Genomic DNA, 23,651 nt, shown 5'->3' with positions numbered 1-23,651 from the left:
TATAAGATTAATAGGGAGAGGAATTCGATAGAATGGAAAAAGCTTTTAAAATTAAACGAGTAGTAGTCGTTTTAATAGCGATTGCAGCAGTAGCTATTGGGTATTTCATGTTTCAATCCATTACTTCACCAGCAAAGGCTATTGCAAAACAAGAAAATGTAGTACAGCTTGCAAGTGAACAACCGAAAGTAGAAATGAATAAAACGGCACCAAGTCGTTTTAATGGAAAAGAAAGAAAAGTTGCTTATCTTACATTTGATGATGGCCCAGGGAAATATACGGCTGAATTGTTAAATATGTTAAAACAGCATGATGCGAAGGCGACGTTCTTTTTAATTGGAGCGAATGTAAAAGAATTTCCGGATTTAGTGAAACGTGAAAATGCAGAGGGTCATTATGTAGGTATGCATAGTATGACACATAATTTTGCAAAGTTATATAAAAATGGCGAGTATGTAAATGAAATGAAAGAAGATCAAAGCTTAATCGCAAATATTATTGGAAAATCACCTAAATTAACACGTCCACCATACGGTTCGATGCCTGGATTAAATGAAGGTCTTCGAAATAAAGTGGTAGAGGGCGGTTTTAAAGTATGGGATTGGACAATTGATTCATTAGATTGGAAATATAACAAAATGCAAGTTGATGCAGCGGCAGCACAAATTGCTCAAAATGTAATAACAAATGCAACAAAACCACAGGAAGTCATTTTAATGCATGACATTCACCCACAATCAGTTGCTGCTGTGCCAGCAATTTTAAAAGGGTTAAAAGAAAAGGGTTATGAGTTTGAAGCTTATCATGAAGAGAGTCACTTCTCAGTGAATTTCTGGCATGATAACCGTATGTAATGGAGGAATGAACGTTGAAGTATGGAAAAGTAGCAGTAGTTGGAGCACTATCAGTAGGACTATTAACAGGTTGTTTCGGTGAAAAACCAGAAGAAAATCTATACACAGCTTTTGAAACAGCAGCGACACAAGAAAAATCATTAGTTGATGAAGCGAAGAAATTAGAGAAATTAGAGAATGAAGGTCAAGAGCTATATTCTCAAATTTTACAAGAAGGTAAAGATCATAATGACGCTGTTATGAAGAAAATAGAGCAAGCTACTGCAAATGTAGATGACCGTGAAAAAGTATTGAAAAATGAGAAAGAAATGCTAGAAAAAGCTCAGAAAGAAACAAAATCTGTTCAAGGAAATATAGAGAAGCTTGAAGATAAGAAGTTACAAAAACAAGCGAAAGCAGTAGAAGAGTCGTATAAAAACCGTTATGATGCATTCCAAAAGATGAATGAAAATTATACGAAGGCGTTAGCGACTGAAAAAGAACTGTATGAAAAATTAAAAGTAAAAGAAACGAAATTAAAAGAGATTGGTGAAAAAGTTAAGGCTGTTAATGAATTAACTGTGGAAGCACAAAAATCAAAAGAGCAATTTAACAATTTTACAAAAGAGTATAATGACAGTAAATTAGCATTCTACAAAGATGCAGAGATTAAGATTAAAGATCAGAAATAAAGAAGAATCTTAAGCATAATAAAAAGCCGGAGAAACATCGTTACAAATGTTTTTTCGGCTTTTTACGTTAAATGAATAGAAAAGACTGGAATTGATATCATAAAAGAGTTATAGTGAATTATTCCAAGGGAAACATTGTAAAGTAAGGAGAATGGAAATATGTCATATGAATTTTTACTCAAATTAGGTTTAGCACTCTTTTTAGGATTATTCATCGGGATAGATAGGCAGCTAAAGAATAAACCGCTTGGTGTGAAAACAAGTATGGTTATTTCTGTAGCAAGTTGTTTAATTACGATGGTTTCAATTGAAGCCGTACATGTATATTCTGTTCCAGGGCATACAAATATGGATCCAATGCGTCTAGCTGCTCAAATTGTGAGTGGGATTGGTTTTCTTGGGGCAGGTGTTATTTTACGAAGAAGTAATGATGTTATTTCTGGATTAACGACAGCTTCTATGGTGTGGGCTGCTTCAGCTTTAGGTATAGCAATTGGGGCAGGCTTTTATTTACAAGCGACGGTTGCAATGATTTTAATTATTTTAGCAATTAACGTACTTCCACAACTTGTGAAAATTGCAGGTCCGTATTCATTAAGACAAAAAGATTTATCTATAAAAATTACTGTAAAAGAGCATCATGAGTTAGATGGTATATTTAAGCAAATTAAAAATTTAGGTATGCATGTGAAACGCGTAAAAATTAAAGATATAGATGGTGGAGCATTTCAGCAATTGGAAATGGTTATTTTAGCTCCAGAAGATTTATATACAACAGAGTTATATAGTTCCCTGAAAGAGATTGATCGTGTTGTTTCAGTTGAAGTGGAAAGTAGATAATTGTGATAAAAAAGAGTGAAGTGCATTCACTCTTTTTTTATTTGGATTTTTAAGGAAAAAAATTGATATAATGATGAATAACAAGGGGGAGAAATGATGGAAATACATATTAGAAGAGCGATAAAAGATGTATAGCAAAGGTGCATGTTGATAGCTGGAAAACAACGTATAAAGGGATATTTGCTGACGAATTTTTAGAAAATATAACATATGAGCAACGAGAAAAACAATGGGAAAACATTTTTCAACAAGAAGATACATACCAATATAGATTTGTAGCAGAGACGTCAGATGAAACAATAATCGGATTCATTGACGGGGGAGTGGAAAGAAGTGGTGCATATAATTGTGATGGGGAATTATATGCAATCTACCTTTTAGAAGAGTATCAAGGAATGAAAATAGGACAAAAGTTATTTCAAGCTTTATTATCGGAATGTATAAACAATGATATGCAATCACTTTTAGTATGGGTTGTTACGAATAACCCTTCTAAAAATTTTTATGAAAAATTTAATCCAGAAAAAATTGATACGAAATTTTTAGAGAGAGTACAGGTAGAAGAGACAGCCTATTGTTGGAGAGATATAAATAATATTATTATGTAAACTTATTCTTTGAAAGAGGTATGCCAATTAAGGTATACCTCTTTTGTTTAACTATTTTGGATGGATTACTAATGAAAAATAGTAAGTATGTAGTTTGAAATTGAGTATTTTTTTCGTGAATTTTTAACTAGATTAAAGAAAAGATAGAAAACAAGAAAAATTAAATTAGATAAAAAAATTCTGAAATATACTATTGAATTGAATATCGTTATCAATTAGAATCATAATTGATATATACTATTGAATTGAATATCGTTATCAATTAGATTGATAACGATATTCAATTGTTGTTTATTATATAAAATTTCGATAGCTTTAATATAAAGAGGAGGACACAACAGTAAGTGAAAACATAGGTAAATGTGGACATACGTATTAAAAATATAAGCTTGATGACTGCATGGAGAGAAATGTTTCAACCATCATCGCACACAAAGGTAGATTTGTTCGTTTTGGTTACGATTGGTTTAGAGAGAGTTCTTCATATGATGGGAGTCGAAGTTATCATTGTTACTAATGAAAAGTTGTCTTCACAAGAAGAATTTGTTCAGGATTTGATATCTATTATTCATGTATGTAGTTGTAGGGTATATGGATTGAGAAAATGCTGGAGGATGAAGAGCTATGAAAAAAGCATATCTAATAGAGATTAAACCGACAAATGAACAAATAACCAAGATCAATCAAACGATTGGAGTGTGCAGGTATGTTTACAATTTATATCTCTCTAAAAACAAAGAAATATATGAATCCGAGGGGGAATTTCTTAGAGGCTATGACTTTTCTAAATGGCTAAATAACATTCATACAAAAGAGTGTGACCAGTGGATTAAAGGAGTGTCGAGTAAAGCGGTAAAACAAGCCATTATGAATGGAGATAAAGCATTTAAGAATTTTTTTTACGGCTTGTCTAAGTTTCCACGCTACAAGAAAAAGAAAAATGAAAATGTAAAATGTTATTTCCCTAAGAACAACAAAACAGATTGGGCGGTTGAAAGACATAGAGTGAAAATCCCTACGATTGGATGGATGAGATTAAAAGAGTATGGGTATATCCGAAAAGATGCGGTTGTAAAAAGCGGAACGATATCAAAAAGAGCAGGAAGATATTTTGTATCTGTGCTTTGTGAATCAGAAGAAACAAAAGCGAAGCCAACACTCCATTCAACAGGTTTAGGGATTGATTTAGGGGTGAAGGATTTCGTTGTACGTAGCGATGGGAAAACTCACAAAAATATAAATAAAACAGTAAAAGTAAAAAAGATAGAAAAACGGTTAAAACGTGAACAACGTTCTTTATCACGTAAATTTGAAAATATAAAAAAGAGAGGTGAACAATCTGTTACTAATAAAAGAGCGAATATAGATAAAAATATTCTTAGAGTGCAAAAACTACATGCCAGGCTAGCAAATATTCGATTAGCGTATGTAAAGTCTGTTATAAATGATGTGGTGAAAACCAAGCCAACGTTTATTACAGTAGAAGACTTGAATGTGAGAGGTATGATGAAGAATAGACATCTATCTAAAACAATTGCTAAGCAGTGCTTTTATACATTTAAAACATGGTTATTGACGAAATGTGAGGAATATGGAATTGAACTACGTCAAGTAGACAGGTTCTATCCATCTTCAAAGCTATGTTAATGTTGTGGTCAAAAGAAAGTAGACTTAAAGCTATCCGACCGAGTATATGAATGTGACTGTGGAAATGTAATAGATAGAGATTTGAACGCGTCAATCAACCTGTTACAAGCAAAAAAATATACAATATTAACGTAAATAGATTGTATATATGTACGGTGGGCTACATCGGAATTTACGCCTGTGGAGTGTTATATCAAACTGTATTAGCGAGTTAGTAGCGAGACAGGACACATAGAAGCAGGAATACTCTAAGAATGTACATTTGTCTATGTTTTTAGTAGCAGGACCAATATGCAGCATGCGAAACAAATCGCAGAACATGCAACATTACAAAGTTTTTTAAACTGTTATTTAAGAGAAACAGGGAGTGGAGAATGGATTACAGAGGATGAAAAAATGAAAAGTATCTTCAGTAATACGTTGAATAGAGATATAGTCCCCACATATTTATATTGTCGGCTATCGGCACAAAACATTACTTTGTATGGAGAAGTTATATATAAATCAGCAACAGATCGCCATTTGTTTGGAGAACAATTTTATTATCAAATGGGAGAAAATAAGAATGTTATAAAAGCAGATTACGTTACTGTTATTACATTCTTAATAAAAGAGATGTCTATCAACTACGGAGAAGGGACGAATCCTGCTGAACTTATGCTTCGAGTTATTTGTAGTTGTCAAAATATTGAAGAATTTACAAAGGAGAGAATAGAAGATACATCTGCATTATACGGTTTCCATACATCCTTTATAGAAGCGGAGCAATCTTTATTATTTGGACATTTAACGCATCCAACCCCAAAGAGTAGACAGGGTATTTTGGAATGGAAAAGCACAATGTATTCTCCAGAATTAAAAGGAGAATGTCAGCTTCATTATTTTAGGGCACATAAAAATATAGTAAATGAAAAATCATTATTGTTAGATTCTACAACAGTAATTCTAAAAGAAGAGTTACGTAATGATGAGATGGTTTGTAAAGAATTTATATCGAAGTATTGTAATGAAGATGAATATTCATTACTTCCAATTCATCCGCTTCAGGCAGAATGGCTATTACACCAATCATACGTACAGGATTGGATAGATCAAGGAGTACTTGAATATATCGGTCCTGTCGGTAAGTATTATATGGCAACATCATCACTTAGGACGTTATATCATCCCCAATCAAAATATATGCTTAAGTTTTCATTCCCAGTAAAAGTAACAAATTCAATGCGTATTAATAAATTGAAGGAACTAGAGAGTGGTCTTGAAGGAAAGGAAATGCTAAATACAGCAATTGGTGAAGTGCTAGATAAGTTTCCAGGTTTTGATTTTATTTGTGATCCAGCATTTATTACATTAAATTACGGGGCAAAAGAATCTGGATTTGAAGTAATTATACGAGAGAACCCTTTTTATGGTGAACATGCAAATGACGCTACTTTAATTGCTGGATTAGTTCAAGATGCTATACCTGGGGAACGTACTCGTTTATCGAATATTATTCATCGACTAGCAGATTTAGAAGGTAGAAGCTGTGAAGAAGTAAGTTTAGAGTGGTTTAGACGATATATGAATATTTCTTTAAAGCCGATGGTATGGATGTACTTACGTTATGGTGTTGCATTAGAAGCGCATCAGCAAAATAGCGTTGTTCAGCTAAAGGATGGTTATCCGGTCAAATATTATTTCCGTGATAATCAAGGGTTTTATTTCTGTAATTCAATGAAAGAGATGCTTAATAATGAGTTGGCTGGCATTGGAGAACGTACTGGAAATCTATATGACGATTATATTGTAGATGAGAGATTTCGTTACTACTTAATTTTCAATCATATGTTTGGTCTCATTAACGGTTTTGGCACAGCAGGATTAATTAAGGAGGAAATTCTTCTCTCTGAATTAAGATCTGTACTTGAATCGTTCCTTCCTTATAACCGTGAACCTTCGACCTTTTTAAGAGAATTGTTGGAAGAGGATAAGTTGGCATGTAAAGCAAATTTATTAACGAGATTTTTCGATGTCGATGAGTTAAGTAATCCTTTAGAACAAGCAATTTACGTACAGGTACAGAATCCTCTCGTTAGAGAAGTGGCTGTCCGTTCATAAATAACGTTAAAATTTCACGTAATACAAATAATGGTATTTTTCATAAGGTGGAGGAGTTATGAGAGTGGACATATATCATACGAGAATATTGAAAGCGCTTGAATCAAAAGATTACATTTCAGTACGAAGAAGAGTGTTACGTCAATTAGTAGAGTCGTTAATTTATGAGGGAATTATTACGCCAATTCGCATAGAAAACGAAGAACAAATTCTTTTTCTTATACAAGGACTTGATGAGGACAACAAAAGTGTCACGTATGAATGTTACGGAAGAGAACGAATGACATTTGGACGTATCTCTATAGATTCATTAGTAATAAGAGTTCAAGAGGAAAAACAAGAAATACACTCAGTCTCTCAATTTTTGGAAGAAGTTTTTCGGATTGTTAACGTAGAACAAACGAAATTAGATTCTTTTATTCATGAATTAGAACAAACGATATTTAAAGACACGATTGCACAATATGAAAGACATAATAAGGTGAAATATACTCAAAAATCGTACGACGACTTTGAGTGCTATTTAATAGACGGTCACCCATATCATCCTAGCTATAAAGCACGAATTGGATTTCAATATCGTGACAATTTTCAATATGGATATGAATTTATGAGATCAATAAAAATTATATGGATTGCAGCGCATAAGAAATATGCGGCTGTAGGTTATGAAAATGAAGTGATTTATGACAATATTTTAAAAGGTGAGATAGGCGAGCATAAATTAGAAGCATATATGGAACGAATTTACAGTGCGGGATGCGATCCAAAGCAGTACGTGTTTATACCTGTTCATCCTTGGCAGTGGGAGAATTTCATCATTCCCAATTACGCTGATCATATACAGGATAAAAATATTATTTATTTAGGGAAATCAGAGGATGATTATTGCGCGCAACAATCGATGAGGACGTTAAGAAATGTTACGAATCCAAAGAAACCATATGTAAAGTTATCGCTGAATATACTTAACACTTCAACACTCCGTACGCTGAAACCATATTCAGTTGTGAGTGCACCAGCTATATCGAATTGGTTAAATGATGTTGTAAGTGATGATCCATATTTAAGAGATGAATCGCACATAATTTTGTTAAATGAGTTTTCGAGTGTAACGTATGATACGAATAAGAACTCTGTATATGGTTCATTAGGATGCATTTGGCGTGAAAGTGTTCATAACCATTTAGATGAGCAAGAGGATGCGGTTCCCTTTAACGGCTTATATGCAAAAGAGAAAGACGGGATACCAGTTATTGATGCATGGTTAAACAAATATGGGATAGAAAATTGGCTACGATTACTGATTCAAAAAGCGATCATACCAGTTGTACATCTTGTTGTAGAGCATGGAATCGCATTAGAATCACACGGACAAAATATGATTTTAGTTCATAAAGACGGGCTACCTGTCCGTATTGCATTAAAGGATTTCCATGAAGGACTTGAGTTTTATCGTCCATTCTTAAAAGAAATGAATAAATGTCCAGACTTTACTAAAATGCATAAAACGTATGCGAATGGAAAAATGAATGATTTCTTTGAAATGGATCGTATTGAATGTTTACAAGAGATGGTACTAGATGCACTGTTCTTATTTAATGTAGGAGAATTAGCTTTCGTATTTGCGGATGAATATGATTGTAAAGAAGAAAGTTTTTGGATAATAGTGGTCGAAGAAATTGAAAATCATTTTAGAAAATATCCACACTTGAAAGATAGATTTGAAAGTATTCAGCTATATACTCCTACATTCTATGCTGAGCAATTAACGAAGCGTCGATTATATATGGATGTGGAATCGCTTGTTCATGAAGTTCCAAATCCATTGTATAGAGCAAGACAACTTATCAAACAAAAATCAGTTGTTACAGGGGGAAATTATGCTAATCGTTAATAAACAAGAGTATAGCAAAAGTGATTTTGATTTGAGATTACAAGTTTATGAGGAAATGGAACAATTTCAAGAAGCAGAAGGAAATAGATTTGCTCTTTGTCTGAAAGATCCATTCGATATTATTACGCTTGTGTTTTTCTTAAAAGAAAAGAAATCCTCAGTATTGCTTATACATGAAGATACGCCAAAAGAAACGGCTATTGAAATGGCAAAGCGTGCAAATTGTATCGGGATTTTATATGGAGAATATAGCGATTTTACGAAATTAGAATTAGTGAAAGCTTTACTAGAAGAGCCCTCTTTATTGCAATATAGTTCTGGTACAACAGGAGAACCGAAACTGATTCGTAGAGCATGGACGGAAGTGGACACAGAAATTACTGCTTATAATGAAGCTTTAAACTGTGAAGTAGATGAAGTGCCGGTCGTTATGGCTCCTGTTTCACATTCATACGGATTAATATGTGGTACGTTATCCGCAATTACGCGGGGAAGCAAACCTATCATCATTACGAATAAAAATCCTAAATTCGCATTAAATATAGTTCGCAATACAGAAAAACATATTATATATGCAGTACCACTTATGTTACATATTATGGGGAGTTTCCCGCAAGGAACGTTTCAGTTTCATAAAATTATGACATCCGGAGCGCCTTTGCCAGAAGCATTGTTTTATAAACTAAAAGAAACGACAACATATATGATGCAGCAATACGGTTGTTCTGAAGCGGGTTGTATTAGTATATGTCATGATATGAAAAGCCATTTAGATTTAGGAAATCCGCTACCTCATGCGAGTATAAGCATAGGTTCAGATGAAAATATGCCTGAAGAAATCGTAGTGAAAATGAATGATAAGAAAATTTTCACGAAAGATTTGGGATATAAATCTGAGCGTGGCCTTCATTTTATGGGACGCATGGACGATGTGATTAACGTTTCAGGATTGAAAGTCTTTCCGATAGAGGTAGAAGAAACAATACTTCGATTAGAAGGTGTTCAAGAGGCCATTGTATATCGAGGGAAACATCCTGTCATGGGCGAAGTTGTTAAAGCGAAAGTAATCTCTCATGTTGATCCAGTGCGAATAAGAGAATGGTGTATGCAGCATTTACCATCTTATAAAGTTCCGCATGAGATTGAAAGTGTAACTGAAATTCCGAAAAATAAAACTGGAAAAGTAAGTAGAAAGTTACTAGAGATGGGAGAGGTTACAGCATGAAACGTGAAACATTAAAAAATGAAGTTTTGAAAATTATGACAGGGAAAATGGAACTCAAAAACGTTACGCATTTAGAAGAAACGATGCGCTTAAATCAAGATTTATATATAGATTCGGTAATGATGTTACAGCTCATTGTATACATAGAAATGGATTTAAAGTTATGCGTTCCGGAGGATGAGGTAGACCCAAAAGCATTTCTTACTGTAGGATCTTTGCTTGATTTTATGGAGGAGTTACAGCCGGTATAAGAAGTAAATGTGAATAATTAACCTTTAGGAAAGTGGATGAGAATATGACTTCAATTAAAGTTCACTGTTTAGTGAGTTGTTTTTGTGAAATTATAAAAAGGCGTAGCGATATAGATTTCCGTCCATTTTATTTTGGATTATGGGACGGAGATTTTGATATAACAGAAGGCGGCATTATTTCGTATCACTCCGAAAATATTAACCATGATAATTATTTATTATGGTATGAAAAATTGTACGGTATGAAAGTGAACGAATGGTATGATCATGCAAAAGGTAAAGATAGCAATGTAGAAACGTTTTTACAATTAGTAGAAAACAAGCCAGAAAATCGCTATGTCATTGTAATGGTTGATATGTCTCTATTGCCAGAGAGGGAAAATAAATTTCATCAAAAACCGTTTCCGCATTATTTAATGATATCGAAGACAGAGAAAGAAGAAGAATGGTTCATGCTAGATCCTGATTTTCGCTGGGAAGGGAATATGGAAAGAGAAAAAGTGCTTCACTCTGTTCAAGATAACCCATTTGGTGGAGGGTATTTCATTGATGTAAAAGAAATTCAGGAGCCAACAGAAGAAATGGTAGCGAGTTATTTCATAGAAACTTTCAAAAGAAATGACAATGAACTGACTATGGAATTGAAAAATTTAATTATAAAAATGGCACATGAAGAAGAAGGTTATTCGCTTTCGGGTCTTGTAGCGGCAGTGAAGCAAATACCAGTACTTGCAATTCGTAAATATAGTTATGAACATGCCTTTGCATACTTCCGTGAAACGTTGCAATATTCGGAGCAAGAGTTTGATTATTGGTGTGATCGGGTAGAGGATATTGTACAAGGATTTACAAATGTACAGTATCGAGCAATTAAAATGGCGATGACGAATAATAAAGGCATGTTATTATCAATTGTTGAAAAGTTGGATGAAATGAATGCAATTGAACTGCAAATTAAGGCTGAATTAGAGAGACAGTTTGTATCATGGAAAGAAATGAAAACAAACGAGTCTGTCTTAGCGTTTTAAAAACCTAACTGAATTTAAGATAAGGGAGTTCAAACCTATGAAATATTCATTATGTACTATTTCCTTTCGTCATCAATTAATTTCATTTACTGATATTGTTCAATTTGCATATGAAAACGGTTTTGAAGGAATTGAATTGTGGGGGACGCATGCACAAAATTTGTATATGCAAGAGTATGAAACGACAGAACGAGAATTGAATTGTTTAAAGGATAAAAGCTTGGAAATTACGATGATAAGTGATTACTTAGACATATCATTATCGGCAGATTTTGAAAAAACGATAGAGAAATGTGAACAACTTGCAATATTAGCTAATTGGTTTAAAACAAACAAAATTCGTACGTTTGCTGGACAAAAAGGTAGCGAAGATTTCTCGGAACAGGAGAGAAAAGAGTATGTGAATCGTATTCGCATGATTTGTGAAGTATTTGCTCAGCATAATATGTATGTACTTTTAGAAACACATCCAAATACGTTAACGGATACGCTGCCTTCTACTTTGGAATTATTAGGAGAAGTAGATCATCCGAATTTGAAAATAAACCTTGATTTTCTTCATATATGGGAGTCTGGTGCAGATCCAATAGACAGCTTCCATCGACTAAAGCCGTGGATACAACATTACCATTTTAAGAATATATCGTCAGCAGATTATTTGCATGTGTTTGAACCAAATAATGTATATGCAGCAGCGGGAAGTCGAATTGGTATGGTTCCATTATTTGAAGGTGTGGTAAATTATGATGAGATTATTCAGGAAGTGAGAAATACTGACCATTTTGCTTCACTCGAATGGTTTGGACATAATGCGAAAGATATATTAAAAGAAGAAATGAAAGTATTAACAAATAGAAATTTAGAAGTAGTAACTTCTTAATATAAAATGATGTAAGAGTCTCTCATTGTAGAGACTCTTTTTTAAAAAATATAAACAACCAAAAATTACCATGTATTTAAATTAAAATTTAACACAATTTATATATAAATAAGGAGGTGATTGGTAATGGCTAGAAATCGTAACTCTAATCAATTAGCATCACATGGAGCACAAGCAGCTTTAGATCAAATGAAATATGAAATTGCACAAGAATTTGGTGTACAACTTGGCGCTGATACTTCTTCACGTGCAAACGGTTCTGTAGGCGGTGAAATTACAAAACGTCTAGTAGCGATGGCAGAACAACAACTTGGTGGCGGATATACTCGCTAATTGTAGAAGGTTATAGGAGAAAGGAAGGATTCTTCCTTTCTTTTTTTTTTTCAATTAATTGGTATGAATATATTGCGAACTGGATTCAAAGAATAGGAATAATACTATATTTTCCCCAATTTCTTTTGTTGTGAATGGGAAGTAGTAAAGATGTAATAGCCCTGGTGGAATGAAAAATTACGTTCCAGCAGGGCTATTATATGGTCAGAAATATACGATGAAAGGGTTCCGAAGCCAACATGTTAAAAAAAGAAAACTGTTGTTTAATTGCGCTTGCATCAGTTCCACTTGTTATGACATTAGGGAATTCAATGCTTATTCCAATCCTACCGACTATCGAAAAGAAATTACATATTTCATCGTTTCAAGTATCCATGATTATTACAATTTACTCTATTGTAGCCATTTTACTTATACCGATTGCTGGTTATTTATCAGATAGATGGGGACGAAAGATGATAATGGTTCCGAGTTTGCTGATTGCGGCTATAGGCGGAGCGGTAACAGGTTGGGTATCATGGAAAGTTGATAATCCCTACACTTGGATACTGATTGGTAGAGCGATTCAAGGTATTGGTGCAGCTGGTGCAATGCCAGTTGTTATACCTTGTGTTGGTGATTTATATAAAGATGAAAAACAAGTTAGTACAGGTTTAGGAATCATTGAAACATCCAATACATTTGGAAAAGTGCTGAGCCCTATTTTAGGATCTGCTCTTGCTGCCATTGTATGGTTCTTACCATTTTGGGCGATTCCAGTTTTATGCGTAGTATCAATTGTTTTGTTACTTGTTCTAGTAAAGGCAAAGAAACAAGAAGGAGAAGTACCACCACTTAAAGAGTTTATAAAATCGATTATCTCTACGTTTCGAGAAAAGGGAAGATGGTTAATTGCCATTTTTGCATTAGGTGCAATTATTATGCTTATTTTATTCGGAATTCTCTTTTATTTGTCGACGATACTGGAATCAAAGTATGACATTCATGGTGTATGGAAAGGGTGTGTACTTGCTATCCCGCTACTTGTACTGTCACTTAGTTCATATATGGCCGGTAAAAAAATTGGAGATAATCAAAATGTTATGAAGAAGTGTATTTATATTGGTTTTTTAATGGCAGCTGCATCAGTCATCATTCCTTTATTTATAAAAGGGATTTATTTACTACTTCTTTGTCTCGTTATCATGGGGATAGGAATTGGTATGGCACTCCCATGTTTAGACTCCCTAATTACACAAGGAATTGAAAAGGAGCAAAGGGGAACGGTTACATCCTTTTATAGTTCCATGCGATTTATCGGTGTAGCAGCTGGCCCACCTCTATATTCTTTTTTCATGAAAGGTGCTGACCATGAGGTGTTTTATGTAACAAGTATTTTCGCTGGTATTGGTGCCGTTATAGCAATGATTTGGATTAAACCAGCAAAAGATGCAAAGAACGTAAAACAGAAACCGGAACCTACTTCATAATTTGAAAGAGAATTGCATGATGTTTTCAGTAACATGCAATTCTCTTTCATTCATTAAGAATACATAACTTGTTTTAACATATAAAGCGCGACGCCCCATATGATGAGGCCAGAAAATTTATTTAATAATACGATTGTCTTTCCGGTTGAGTCTATTCTTTTTAGAAATTTCCCCGCTAAAGCTAAGCTTATAAACCAAATCCACGAAACGATAATAGTTGCAACTGTGAAAGCCCATTTTTCACTTCCTATGTATTGAATAGAATTTGTTCCGATTACACCGATTGTATCTAAAATTGCATGTGGATTTAATAACGAAACCGATGCAGCGAAAAGGATTTGCTTTTTTAATGGCATACTGTTTTCTTTTTTTATATCGTTGGAAGGGTTACTTCTCCAAATAACAAAGCCCATATATAGGAGAAAGAAAAATCCAATTATATATAACGTGTTAGTTAGCCAAGAAAAAGTAAGGAGTACAAGGGAGACACCCTGCACTGCAATCAATATGAGTAACGTATCACATATAGAGGCAGTTAATACTACAGGGGCTGCCCTCCAAATGTTTGGTTGGCTCGCACCTTGGTTAAATACGAAAACATTTTGGACACCTAATGGAATGATAAGACCAAATGCAAGAATGATACCATGAATAATTGCTTCACTCATCATATTACCTCCTATTTTAATTCAGTATGATAGTGTATATTGTATAGAAGAAATGAAAATTTGTATCCATCCATATGGTTGGAGAGGTTACCAACCAAAAAGAATATAAGGTGATATGATGGAAAGATTTGTTTGGAAACCGAATATGTCTCTAGCGACTCCTCTGTATAAACAAATAGAAACGTATATAAAAGAAAGAATCGTTAATGGAGAATGGACTGTTGGAACGAAATTACCTTCACAAAGAGATTTGGCACATACATTCGGTGTGAACCGGAGTACAATTGTAATGGCTTTCGATGAACTAGTGGCAAAGGGATACATTGAAGGGAATGGCAGGAAAGGAACAATTGTTGTAAATAATAATGAGAATGCTTCAACGTACGCGCCCCCGCCTAATTGGCAGTCTTATGTAGAAACAGGACTTCATTATCCGAATCTGCCTGCTATTCAAGAGATTAATCAAGTTGAATTTTATCCGCATGTAATTCGTTTAGGAACAGGTGAGCTCGCGCCGAGTCTTTTACCTGAAAAAAAGATGAAAGATATTATGAATAAGCTTTTAAAGTCGAGCATGATACTTGGGTATGAAGAACCAAAAGGGAATTTCTATTTAAGGAAGAAAATTGCGGACTATTTAAAAGGACATGGTATAGATGTAACTCCTGATTCTATATTAATTGTTTCAGGAGCAATTCAAGCGTTGCAACTTATTTCTATGGGACTTCTTCCAAAAGGGGCATCCATCTTATTAGAAAAACCATCTTATTTATATTCTCTTAATGTTTTTCAATCAGCAGGAATGCGTTTAATTGGTATACCAATGGATGAGAACGGTTTACATGCATCATATATTACGAAATATAAGAAGCAATTTAATGCATCTATTTTATATACAATTCCGTCTTTTCATAATCCGACGAACTTTAGTATGAATGCGAAGAAACGAATAGAAGTGATGGAAATATGTAACGAAATTGGTTTGCCTATTATAGAAGACGCGGTGTACCAAGACTTATGGTTTGATGAGCCTGTTTCAAAGCCTTTAAAAGCATATGATAAAAACGGAATTGTACTACATATTGGGAGTATGTCTAAAGTCATTAGTCCAGGATTAAGAATTGGATGGATTGTTGGATCTGAGCCAGTCATTCAAAGATTGGCAGACATAAAAATGCAAACAGATTATGGTTCAAGTTCTATATCCCAGCAAATTGCAGCGGAATGGTTTGCAGATGGATTGTATGATGAACATTTACAGTTTGTAAGAACTAAGTTGAAAAAACGTAGAGATTTTATGTTGCAAATGTTAGAGAAATATTGTCGTGATATAGCAACATGGTATGAACCGACAGGTGGTTTTTATATTTGGTTACATATGAATGTACCCGTTTCGAACCGTAGCTTATTCGACAAAGCTTTGAAAGAAAAGATTTTATTAAATCCAGGTACTTTGTATGATAGAAGTGCAAACCAATTTTTGCGTCTATCCTATTCATACGCAACGTTAGAAGAAATTGAAATAGGTATCAAAAAACTTGCACAACTAATGAAAAAGTAAGAGGAGAAAATAATGAAACAATACGTAATTTGCCAAATTATTAATGGAGAAAAATATTTAGCTGCTTATGCGGAGTCGAAGCAGGATGCAATTGAAAAAGCAGAATTGTTAGGATTACGAACGGGAAATCGATACACAGTTATTACTGCGGAAGAAGCTGAAGGGTTAACGTATCCTTAAGCAACGAATAATTATGATGCAGCAGGAAGTAAATAAGCCTCGTAATCTATGATATTACTAGGCTTATTTTTTTTGAAAGCGTTACGTGTTCTCGTATGAAAAATAATAGTATTATGAGTCAAGTTGACGGAAATAGCGATTTGTTTTTCGGTCCTGATTTCCGTTTCTGTAGTCATCAATATATTGTCTGAAGTTCCAAGATTGTAAAAACTTATTTGCGGCGTTATAACCAGAATTGTAAAGCCACTCTTTTTCTTCCTTTGTTAACTCAAAGTTTGTACTTGTAATGGATCCTGTTGGAATTGTAATCGTTCTTGCTTTTGATTCCTTATCTAAATGACGTAAATCATGGGCTTGCATCATCGTTTTAAAAAGTCCTTTGAACATGGAGATAGGCTCGTTATAATGGGCAGGATCAGCTTGAATCTCATCTTTTACGAAATGAAATCCAAATGTTGGCCAGCGAGGAGAGGAAGGTGAGTCGAAAATCCAAATTGGGTAATTGCTTAAAATCCCTCCATCAACCATATAACAAGGTTGCTTCCATTTAGGGGTTCTCCATTTTACCGGTTCAAAGAAGAAGGGGATTGTACTACTCATTCTTACAGCTTTAGCAATAGAGAAGCGATAATTTAAAAATCCGTAATTTGGTAAGTCATCAGGAAAGATAACCATTTTACCATTACTTATATCAGAAGCAATAATTTTAAGCTTATTTAAATCAGGTAAATCTGTGAATAAGTGAACTCCTTTTTTGCGAAGTAATTCTTCAATCCATTCTTCTATAAATATATTAGAGTAAATACCAAGAGTAGTCCATGCGCTTAATCCTTTTCCGATAAAGGGGATTCTGTCAATAAAGGTTCTCTTCGTAAATTTATTATAATCGATATCAGTTATAATCGTTTTTAACTCTGAACAAGAATATCCTGCTGCTAGGAGCGCAGCGATAATGGAACCAGCTGATGTTCCAGCTACACGTTCCCATTCATAGCCTTTTTCAGCTAACGCGCAAATTGCCCCTACATGCGCAATTCCGCGTACACCGCCCCCCTCAAAAACACCATCAATCTTCATTAATCATACTTCCTTTCGAATAAAAGATTTGAAAATGGCAAAAAAGCACGTATTGTACGTGCTTTTTTACAATAGTTTTTAAATTAACTAGCAGCCTACAAAGCCGCCCCAACAGCTAGCTCCGATGATGATTAGAAGGATAAATAAAACGATTAATAAAGCGAAACCTCCATAACCACATCCACCGCAACTACCGCCGTAACCGCCGTAACCGCCGCAACTATATCCGTAACCCATGTGGAATTCCTCCTTATATTAAAAATAAAAATGAACGAGGGAAAAATGTACTGGAAGAAATAATGAACTATCGTGTTTGTAGGAACAATGTATACTATGCTTTTTTAAACTTGTTCGCGTATGTAGGAAGAGCCCGTTTTTTTGGAGGCTTGTTGTTTTTACAAAGAATGGAGTATAATTTTTGTACAATGATACAAATAAGTATGTAAATATAAGGAGAATTTATGAATAAACAAATTGAAGTATTAATTGATAAATATGGGCTGACACATTTAAAAGAGGAGCTTATTAATACTGTATTTCCTTGTGTAAAAGTTGTGCCAAAGCAGGAGGAAACAGTTGCGGTAGGTAGTTCGAAAATGGGAGGAGTTCCTGACTTGCCAGCTACATTGGAATACCCAATGCACAAAGGAAATCCATTACAATTTATCGCTCAATTTAATTTAAATGATTTACAAAATGTTGGTATGGGTCACAATCTTCCTAAGACAGGGATGTTATATTTCTTTAGCATTGAAAATTACTTTGAAGAAGATGTGAATCCAACTGAAGCGGGGCGTGTACTTTATTATGATGTTCCTGTAGAGCAATTACGAAGAGCAGATGAATTGCAAATAAATTATAACCAGTGTGCAACTACTTTTGAACTGACATATAAATTGCCAGAGCTTTTCATTGAAGATGAGGCTGATTCAGATCGTTTCTTACAATTGCTTGAAGAACTAATCCCAGACAACTATGATAACCATCAAATGTTTGGTGAACCATTCTCTGTACAAGAGGAAGTATTATATGAGACAGGAGAATATATGGGGATAGACCCGCAGCAAATGACGCTTTTATTCCAAATTGATTCAGATACTAAAAATTGTAATATGATGTGGGGAGATTTAGGAATGCTTTATTTCTGTATTGGAAATGAAGACTTGAAAAATCGACGTTTTGAAAATACATGTTGTGTATTACAAACTTGTTAATGAAGAAGGTTGTTCTTGTAAAAAGAACAACCTTTTTACAATGTTAAATATGCATAATCTCATATGACCTATACGAAAAAGTATTGTATACTCTGAAACTATACGATACTTTTTTCGTATAGTTATAGAATGTAAGGAGTGACGAGATGGGAAAGACAAGTAAGTATGTGACAGCTACCCTGCTTTGTTCAACTATAGTAATGGGAGGCTTACACGCGTCAACGGTATCTTATGCAGCTACGAATCCGACTGTAGCGACAACACAAACAGATGCAAAGCTATTAAATGATTTCAGAAAAGAATTAAAAAAACAAGTTGATAATCGAGAAGAAAATATGACAATCACTTATAAAACGAAAGATAGAAATGCCAGAAATGTTATGGATCAATTGTATGGTGAGTTTAATAAAATTGTAGATGCAGATGAGTATGTAAAATATAATGTAGCCTCTACTAAATATTCTATTAAAGGGCTACCAGGAAACTATACGTTTACACTGCAAGTGAAATACCGTGAATCAAAAGAGCAAACACAATATGTAAAATCTCAGGCAAAAGCAATTATCAGTTCAATTATAAAACCTGGAATGGATGAGCATGAAAAAGTAAAAGCTATTCATGATTACGTTGTAAAGCATGTATCTTATGATACGTCTTATGAAGCGTATACAGCATATGAAGCATTAGCGAATCGTTCTGCCGTTTGCCAAGGATATACGTTATTAACATATGAATTGCTAAAAGAAGCGGGGATCGAAAACCATATTGTAACAGGTACAGGAAATGGACAAGCTCATGCATGGAATTTAGTAAACATTGAAAACAAATGGTATCACCTTGATACGACATTCGATGATCCAGTACCAGATAAAGCTGGACGTGTAACATATTCGTATTTTAATATGTCTGACGAGCAATTAAGTAAAGATCATGAATGGGATCGTAGTAAATATCCAGCGGCATCTACAAGTTACTTTAATGAATTAACAAACAAAATAAAAGCGGGTAGTTCAAAGACTGCTGCATATGAACAAATGTTAAAAGAAACAAATTTAAAATATTTGTCTGCACAATACGGGGCAGACAATTACAGTGAATTTAAGAAAAAATTACAGCAACAATTCGCTTCTAAGCCAGAGAAGGTAGAAGTACGATATAAGCAATCCATGGATGGAACAATGCAGGATATAAAGAAAGTGTTAAATGAAATAAATTGGCCAAAAGGTGCAAAACGTGTATCTTATCAAGTAGCACCGTATAGTGCAATGGCAGATTATTCATTAGCGACAATTACATTTACGTATTAATTAATGAAGAAGAGCATCTGTAAAGGGTGCTCTTTTTATTATGTATCACTTTAAAAAACAGAATTGTGTGATGAAATTAAAAAGGAAGGATGTGGAATCTGAATGAATTTGTTCTAAAATAACATATTTACATTGATATATACTTGTTTAGTAATTGGACTTATCGTTTTGTTTTTCCTATCATTTACTTTGTTTATTAGAAGAGTATTTCAAAACAGTGTTGCAAAAAAACAACAAGTGATGCATATGAACGAGAAGCTAGACCGAATGATTGAATTGCTTGAAAAAGATAAGAAATAGAGATAGAAGATGTATGAAAAGGAGAAGAGGATGGCTAATTATATAAAAGAATTACGTGAAAAAGTAGGTCACGACTGTGTTCTCATAAACTTTGCGGGTGGTTGTGTGTTGAATGAACATGGAGAAGTATTACTGCAAAAAAGAGGTGATTTTAACGCTTGGGGATTTCCTGGCGGTGCAATGGAAATTGGAGAATCTGCCGCAGAGACTGCGATTCGAGAAATAAAAGAAGAAACAGGTTATGACATGGAAATAAATAAGCTTATCGGGGTGTATACAAAATATTTTCAAGCATATCCAAATGGAGATAATGCCTAGTCAATTTTAATATTCTTTTCATGCTCAATTGCCGGTGGAGAGCAAAAAGTAGACGGTGATGAAACGTTGGAATTGAAGTTTTTCCCGCTAAACAAAATGCCACCATTGTTTAATCAACAACATGAGGATTGTTTACAGGACTTATTAGAGAAAAGAGTAGGGGTGTATCGTTAACATAAAAAAGAAGCTAATGAGATTAGCTTCTTTTTTATGTTTTATTTATTTCCACCAATCATCAAACATTGATGCTGGAACTTGTCTTTTATGTTCGCTCACTGTGTAACGTTTTTCAATTTTTTCTGCAACGTCAGTTGGAACTGCTTTACCTTCTAAATAATCATCTAGTTGATCATACGAAATACCTAACTCCGTTTCATCAGCTTGACCTGGTTTTTCATCCAATAAATCAGCAGTTGGCATTTTTAAGTAAAGTCGCTCATCCGCACCTAATTCTTGTAAAAGAGCACGTCCTTGACGTTTCGTTAAACCCGTTAATGGTAATAGGTCTGCACCACCATCTCCGAATTTTGTAAAGAATCCTGTAACAGCTTCTGCCGCGTGATCAGTTCCGATAACAAGTAGACCTTTTTGTCCTCCAATTGCATATTGTGTAACCATACGGATACGTGCTTTCACGTTACCTTTATTGAAATCTGTTAATGATTCACCTAATAAGTTTTCGTATTGGTTTGAGAAAGAGTCAACTGTTGAAGCGATATCAAATGCAACAGATTGATCAGCTTGAATAAATTGTAATGCTAATTGTGCATCATCTTCGTCTTTTTGCACTTTATAAGGAAGACGCACGGCGATAAACGTTGCGTTACCACCTTCATTACGAATTTCCTCCACTGCAAGCTGAGCTAAACGTCCAGCTAATGTAGAGTCTTGTCCGCCACTAATGCCAAGTACAAATCCTTTTGCACCTGTTTTTTTCACATAATCTTTTAAGAAATCAACACGTTTACGGATTTCTGCTTTCGGATCAATTACAGGCTGAACATGTAATGCTTTCATAATCTGTTCTTGTAATGTCATTATGTTTCCTCCTATTCATATTAAAGCGGTAATTAAGTTTATATGTATATTGGTACATACTTCTATCCTTTATTATTTCGCAAAACTAACGAATATACAATAGGATGCGTGTATGAATATGAATGTAGTCATTATAATGAAACTCTTTCGTTTAAGCAATTTTTTTTAAACCTTTCAATAATGTAAGGTTTTTGTCATTTGAATCGATGGAAGGTATTTCCGGACTTTACTAATATAAGAACATAGTTAGTAGAAGGGCGGAGAAGGAATATGAACATTAGAGAACTCGCATATCGAAATGTAACGCGTAATAGACGAACATACTCAGCATATTTTTTAAGTAGTGCATTTGCCATTATGGCCTTTTTTGTTTATTCATTTTTTGCGTTTCATCCCGCATTAAGTGCTGGAGAATTGGGACGATACGTATTCGTAAGTATGTCTTTTGCACAGTCCATTATTTACTTATTTACGTTTTTCTTTATTTTATATTCGATGGGAATGTTTTTAAAAACGAGAAAGCGTGAATTAGGAATTTTAATGATGTTAGGTATGACGAAATATCAATTAAAGCGTCTTATCTTCCTTGAAAATATTATGATTGGGATAGGGGCTATTATTTTTGGAATACTTGCAGGAATGCTATTTTCCGGAATGTTAATATTTGTAGCTCCGATGATATTAAAATTAGATATTTCCTTAGCTTATTACATACCAATGAAAGCCATTGTTGTAACGAGCATTATGTTTTTCGTATTATTTATGATCATTTCATTGTTTAGTGCAGGAATGATTCGGAAAAATAAAATTATGAAATTGTTTAGAGGATCAGCAGAAGCGAAGCCGGAACCGAAAGCTTCCATTATTTCTTCTATATTAGCGGTCATATTGCTTAGTGCGGGATATGCGGGAGCGCTTATGTCACACGGTGCAATGGTATTTGTCATGATGATTCCTGTTACAACGGTAGTCATTATTGGTACATATTTGCTGTACAAGCAGTTGAGTGTCTTTATTATTAGACTATGTAAAAAAAGTAAACGTTTCTATTGGACACAGACAAATATTATTACGTTGTCAGATTTAGCTTACCGTATGAGAGATAACGCAAGAATGTTTTTTATTGTAACCATCATTTCAACTGTAGCATTTTCAGCAATAGGTACATTAGTTGGCTTTACATCAATGACAAAGGCGATTATGGAGAGACCAATTGCGTTTCACTATCATTCTAAGCAAGGAAATAGTAATGAATCACAGCATTTGAAGATGATTGACGAAGGATTAAAGAAACATAGTATAGCAGCTTCAAAAACTAATATTTCGACGAAGAAAACGGAGGAGCAGTCGTTAAAAAACGCCACCTTTATAAAGGAATCAGACTATAAGGAATATGCGAAGTTAACAGGAGAACCCTTTAATGCGGTATCCAAAAAAGAAGCTTTATTTTTATCAGTCGATATACCAGGCCCACCGATGAAAGAAAGAAAAGAAATTACTTTACCACATTTGAATGAATCTTTAAAAGTGAAAAAAATTAATACTTCTTCATTAAGTAAAATACTAAGAGGTAACGTTTATGTAATCTCTAAAAATCAATATGATGCATTACAAGAAGGGTTTAAAGAGGAAAAAGATTATGTGTACAAAACAGAAGGAACGAAAGATGAAATAGAGGCTGGTAAAGAGCTCACGTATCAAATGAAGCCTTATGAAGAATATGCAACGTTTAGTGCAGAAGAGTATGAACAAAACCAAAGTTTACAAATCGCAGGACCAATTCTATTTGTAGGTTTCTTTATTGGTATAGTATTTTTCGTATGTGCAGGAAGTTTCCTTTACTTCCGTTTGTTTTCTGATTTGGAGGATGATACTCGTTTGTTTGAAATGATTCGAAAAGTAGGCTTAACGAGTGGAGAGTTATCGAAAGTAGTTACAATCCGATTGGCACTTTTATTCTTCGTTCCAATAGGTGTTGCAACATTACATGGAGCAGTAGCGCTAACTGCTCTGGGACAGATGTTTGAGTACTCACTATATAAAGAAAATGCGATTGTATTAAGTATTTTCGTAGGAATTCAAGTTGGTTACTTTTTACTGATAAGATCTCGTTATTTAAAACAATTGAAAGAGAGATTACGTATTCGATAAATGTGTTTTTTTAACTTGAGTACAAAATTTTCTA

At 34.1% G+C, this 23,651-nt stretch carries 21 protein-coding genes and 4 pseudogenes; 21 read left to right on the top strand and 4 right to left on the bottom strand.

Annotation, left to right across the window (positions count from 1 at the left end):
• Positions 1–32: 32 nt before the first annotated feature.
• From DN389_RS25570 to DN389_RS25505, 14 genes and pseudogenes are all read left to right on the top strand, one after another.
• A complete protein-coding gene (locus DN389_RS25570; protein WP_149237734.1) occupies positions 33–854 on the top strand; it encodes a peptidoglycan-N-acetylglucosamine deacetylase in 822 nt (273 codons plus the stop codon).
• A gap of 14 nt (positions 855–868) precedes the next feature.
• On the top strand, positions 869–1,525 hold the full coding sequence (locus DN389_RS25565) for a YkyA family protein (protein WP_000873559.1): 657 nt from the start codon (positions 869–871) through the stop codon (positions 1,523–1,525).
• A 159-nt stretch (positions 1,526–1,684) separates the two neighbouring features.
• Positions 1,685–2,365, top strand: a complete 681-nt coding sequence (locus DN389_RS25560) for an MgtC/SapB family protein (RefSeq protein WP_000119501.1) — start codon at positions 1,685–1,687, stop codon at positions 2,363–2,365.
• A 96-nt stretch (positions 2,366–2,461) separates the two neighbouring features.
• A pseudogene (locus DN389_RS25555) lies at positions 2,462–2,973 on the top strand (GNAT family N-acetyltransferase).
• A 388-nt stretch (positions 2,974–3,361) separates the two neighbouring features.
• Positions 3,362–3,626 (top strand): annotated as a pseudogene (locus DN389_RS28985) (IS607 family transposase); the annotation flags it as partial.
• Positions 3,598–4,755: pseudogene (locus DN389_RS25550) on the top strand (RNA-guided endonuclease InsQ/TnpB family protein). The pseudogenes DN389_RS28985 and DN389_RS25550, both read left to right, overlap by 29 nt.
• A gap of 156 nt (positions 4,756–4,911) precedes the next feature.
• Positions 4,912–6,720, top strand: coding sequence for an IucA/IucC family protein (locus tag DN389_RS25540; protein ID WP_098190223.1), 1,809 nt, complete (start codon positions 4,912–4,914; stop codon positions 6,718–6,720).
• 58 nt (positions 6,721–6,778) lie between these two features.
• Complete coding sequence (locus DN389_RS25535) at positions 6,779–8,617, top strand: IucA/IucC family protein (protein ID WP_142399367.1); 1,839 nt, start codon at positions 6,779–6,781, stop codon at positions 8,615–8,617.
• Positions 8,604–9,842, top strand: a complete 1,239-nt coding sequence (gene asbC / locus DN389_RS25530; protein ID WP_098190222.1) for a 3,4-dihydroxybenzoic acid-AMP ligase AsbC — start codon at positions 8,604–8,606, stop codon at positions 9,840–9,842. The genes DN389_RS25535 and asbC overlap by 14 nt, the downstream gene beginning before the upstream one ends.
• Positions 9,839–10,093: a petrobactin biosynthesis protein AsbD gene (gene asbD, locus DN389_RS25525; RefSeq protein WP_000818072.1), complete on the top strand. Its 255-nt coding sequence runs from the start codon at positions 9,839–9,841 to the stop codon at positions 10,091–10,093. The genes asbC and asbD overlap by 4 nt, the downstream gene beginning before the upstream one ends.
• Positions 10,094–10,137: 44 nt before the next feature.
• The gene (asbE, locus tag DN389_RS25520) at positions 10,138–11,121 is read left to right on the top strand and encodes a petrobactin biosynthesis protein AsbE (protein WP_142343623.1); all 984 of its coding nucleotides are present in this window, start codon (positions 10,138–10,140) and stop codon (positions 11,119–11,121) included.
• 37 nt (positions 11,122–11,158) lie between these two features.
• Entirely contained in the window at positions 11,159–12,001 is an 843-nt protein-coding gene (gene asbF, locus DN389_RS25515) for a petrobactin biosynthesis 3-dehydroshikimate dehydratase AsbF (protein ID WP_088093108.1), read from the top strand.
• 126 nt (positions 12,002–12,127) lie between these two features.
• A complete protein-coding gene (locus DN389_RS25510) occupies positions 12,128–12,334 on the top strand; it encodes an alpha/beta-type small acid-soluble spore protein (protein WP_000113545.1) in 207 nt (68 codons plus the stop codon).
• A 239-nt stretch (positions 12,335–12,573) separates the two neighbouring features.
• Positions 12,574–13,803 carry a bacillibactin exporter BcbE gene (locus tag DN389_RS25505; RefSeq protein ID WP_097858789.1) on the top strand — a complete coding sequence of 410 codons (1,230 nt, stop codon included), beginning with the start codon at positions 12,574–12,576 and terminating at the stop codon, positions 13,801–13,803.
• 53 nt (positions 13,804–13,856) lie between these two features.
• On the opposite strand, the gene DN389_RS25500 is transcribed toward DN389_RS25505, so the two are convergent.
• Positions 13,857–14,471, bottom strand: coding sequence for a LysE/ArgO family amino acid transporter (locus tag DN389_RS25500; RefSeq protein ID WP_098190220.1), 615 nt, complete (start codon positions 14,469–14,471; stop codon positions 13,857–13,859).
• Positions 14,472–14,589: 118 nt separating this feature from the next.
• Between DN389_RS25500 and DN389_RS25495 the strand changes: the two genes are divergently transcribed.
• Complete coding sequence (locus tag DN389_RS25495) at positions 14,590–16,032, top strand: aminotransferase-like domain-containing protein (protein ID WP_097858790.1); 1,443 nt, start codon at positions 14,590–14,592, stop codon at positions 16,030–16,032.
• Positions 16,033–16,044: 12 nt separating this feature from the next.
• The gene (locus DN389_RS25490) at positions 16,045–16,212 is read left to right on the top strand and encodes a DUF3933 family protein (protein ID WP_000816376.1); all 168 of its coding nucleotides are present in this window, start codon (positions 16,045–16,047) and stop codon (positions 16,210–16,212) included.
• Between the two features lie 111 nt (positions 16,213–16,323).
• Here DN389_RS25490 and DN389_RS25485 read toward each other — a convergent pair whose 3' ends face one another.
• Positions 16,324–17,289, bottom strand: coding sequence for a patatin-like phospholipase family protein (locus DN389_RS25485; protein ID WP_000686805.1), 966 nt, complete (start codon positions 17,287–17,289; stop codon positions 16,324–16,326).
• A gap of 87 nt (positions 17,290–17,376) precedes the next feature.
• Positions 17,377–17,526 (bottom strand): YjcZ family sporulation protein, encoded by a 150-nt coding sequence (locus DN389_RS25480; protein WP_046197626.1) that lies wholly within the window; start codon positions 17,524–17,526, stop codon positions 17,377–17,379.
• A 224-nt stretch (positions 17,527–17,750) separates the two neighbouring features.
• Here DN389_RS25480 and DN389_RS25475 point away from each other — a divergent pair, with 224 nt between their 5' ends.
• From DN389_RS25475 to DN389_RS25460, 4 genes and pseudogenes are all read left to right on the top strand, one after another.
• The gene (locus DN389_RS25475) at positions 17,751–18,503 is read left to right on the top strand and encodes a YwqG family protein (RefSeq protein ID WP_149237733.1); all 753 of its coding nucleotides are present in this window, start codon (positions 17,751–17,753) and stop codon (positions 18,501–18,503) included.
• Positions 18,504–18,649: 146 nt separating this feature from the next.
• Positions 18,650–19,810: a transglutaminase domain-containing protein gene (locus DN389_RS25470; RefSeq protein ID WP_046954988.1), complete on the top strand. Its 1,161-nt coding sequence runs from the start codon at positions 18,650–18,652 to the stop codon at positions 19,808–19,810.
• Positions 19,811–19,933: 123 nt separating this feature from the next.
• Positions 19,934–20,110 carry a DUF4083 domain-containing protein gene (locus DN389_RS25465; RefSeq protein WP_254981108.1) on the top strand — a complete coding sequence of 59 codons (177 nt, stop codon included), beginning with the start codon at positions 19,934–19,936 and terminating at the stop codon, positions 20,108–20,110.
• A 30-nt stretch (positions 20,111–20,140) separates the two neighbouring features.
• Positions 20,141–20,602: pseudogene (locus DN389_RS25460) on the top strand (NUDIX hydrolase).
• Between the two features lie 45 nt (positions 20,603–20,647).
• Here DN389_RS25460 and nadE read toward each other — a convergent pair.
• On the bottom strand, positions 20,648–21,466 hold the full coding sequence (nadE, locus tag DN389_RS25455) for an ammonia-dependent NAD(+) synthetase (RefSeq protein WP_087982839.1): 819 nt from the start codon (positions 21,464–21,466) through the stop codon (positions 20,648–20,650).
• Positions 21,467–21,736: 270 nt separating this feature from the next.
• On the opposite strand from nadE, the gene DN389_RS25450 reads away from it, so the two are divergent.
• A complete protein-coding gene (locus DN389_RS25450; RefSeq protein WP_149237732.1) occupies positions 21,737–23,617 on the top strand; it encodes an ABC transporter permease in 1,881 nt (626 codons plus the stop codon).
• Positions 23,618–23,651 lie beyond the last annotated feature (34 nt).

Origin of the sequence: Bacillus sp. AY3-1, assembly GCF_008368785.1 — a bacterium.
Lineage (GTDB): Bacteria > Bacillota > Bacilli > Bacillales > Bacillaceae_G > Bacillus_A > Bacillus_A wiedmannii.
This window is presented reverse-complemented; position numbering and strand designations above follow the sequence as displayed.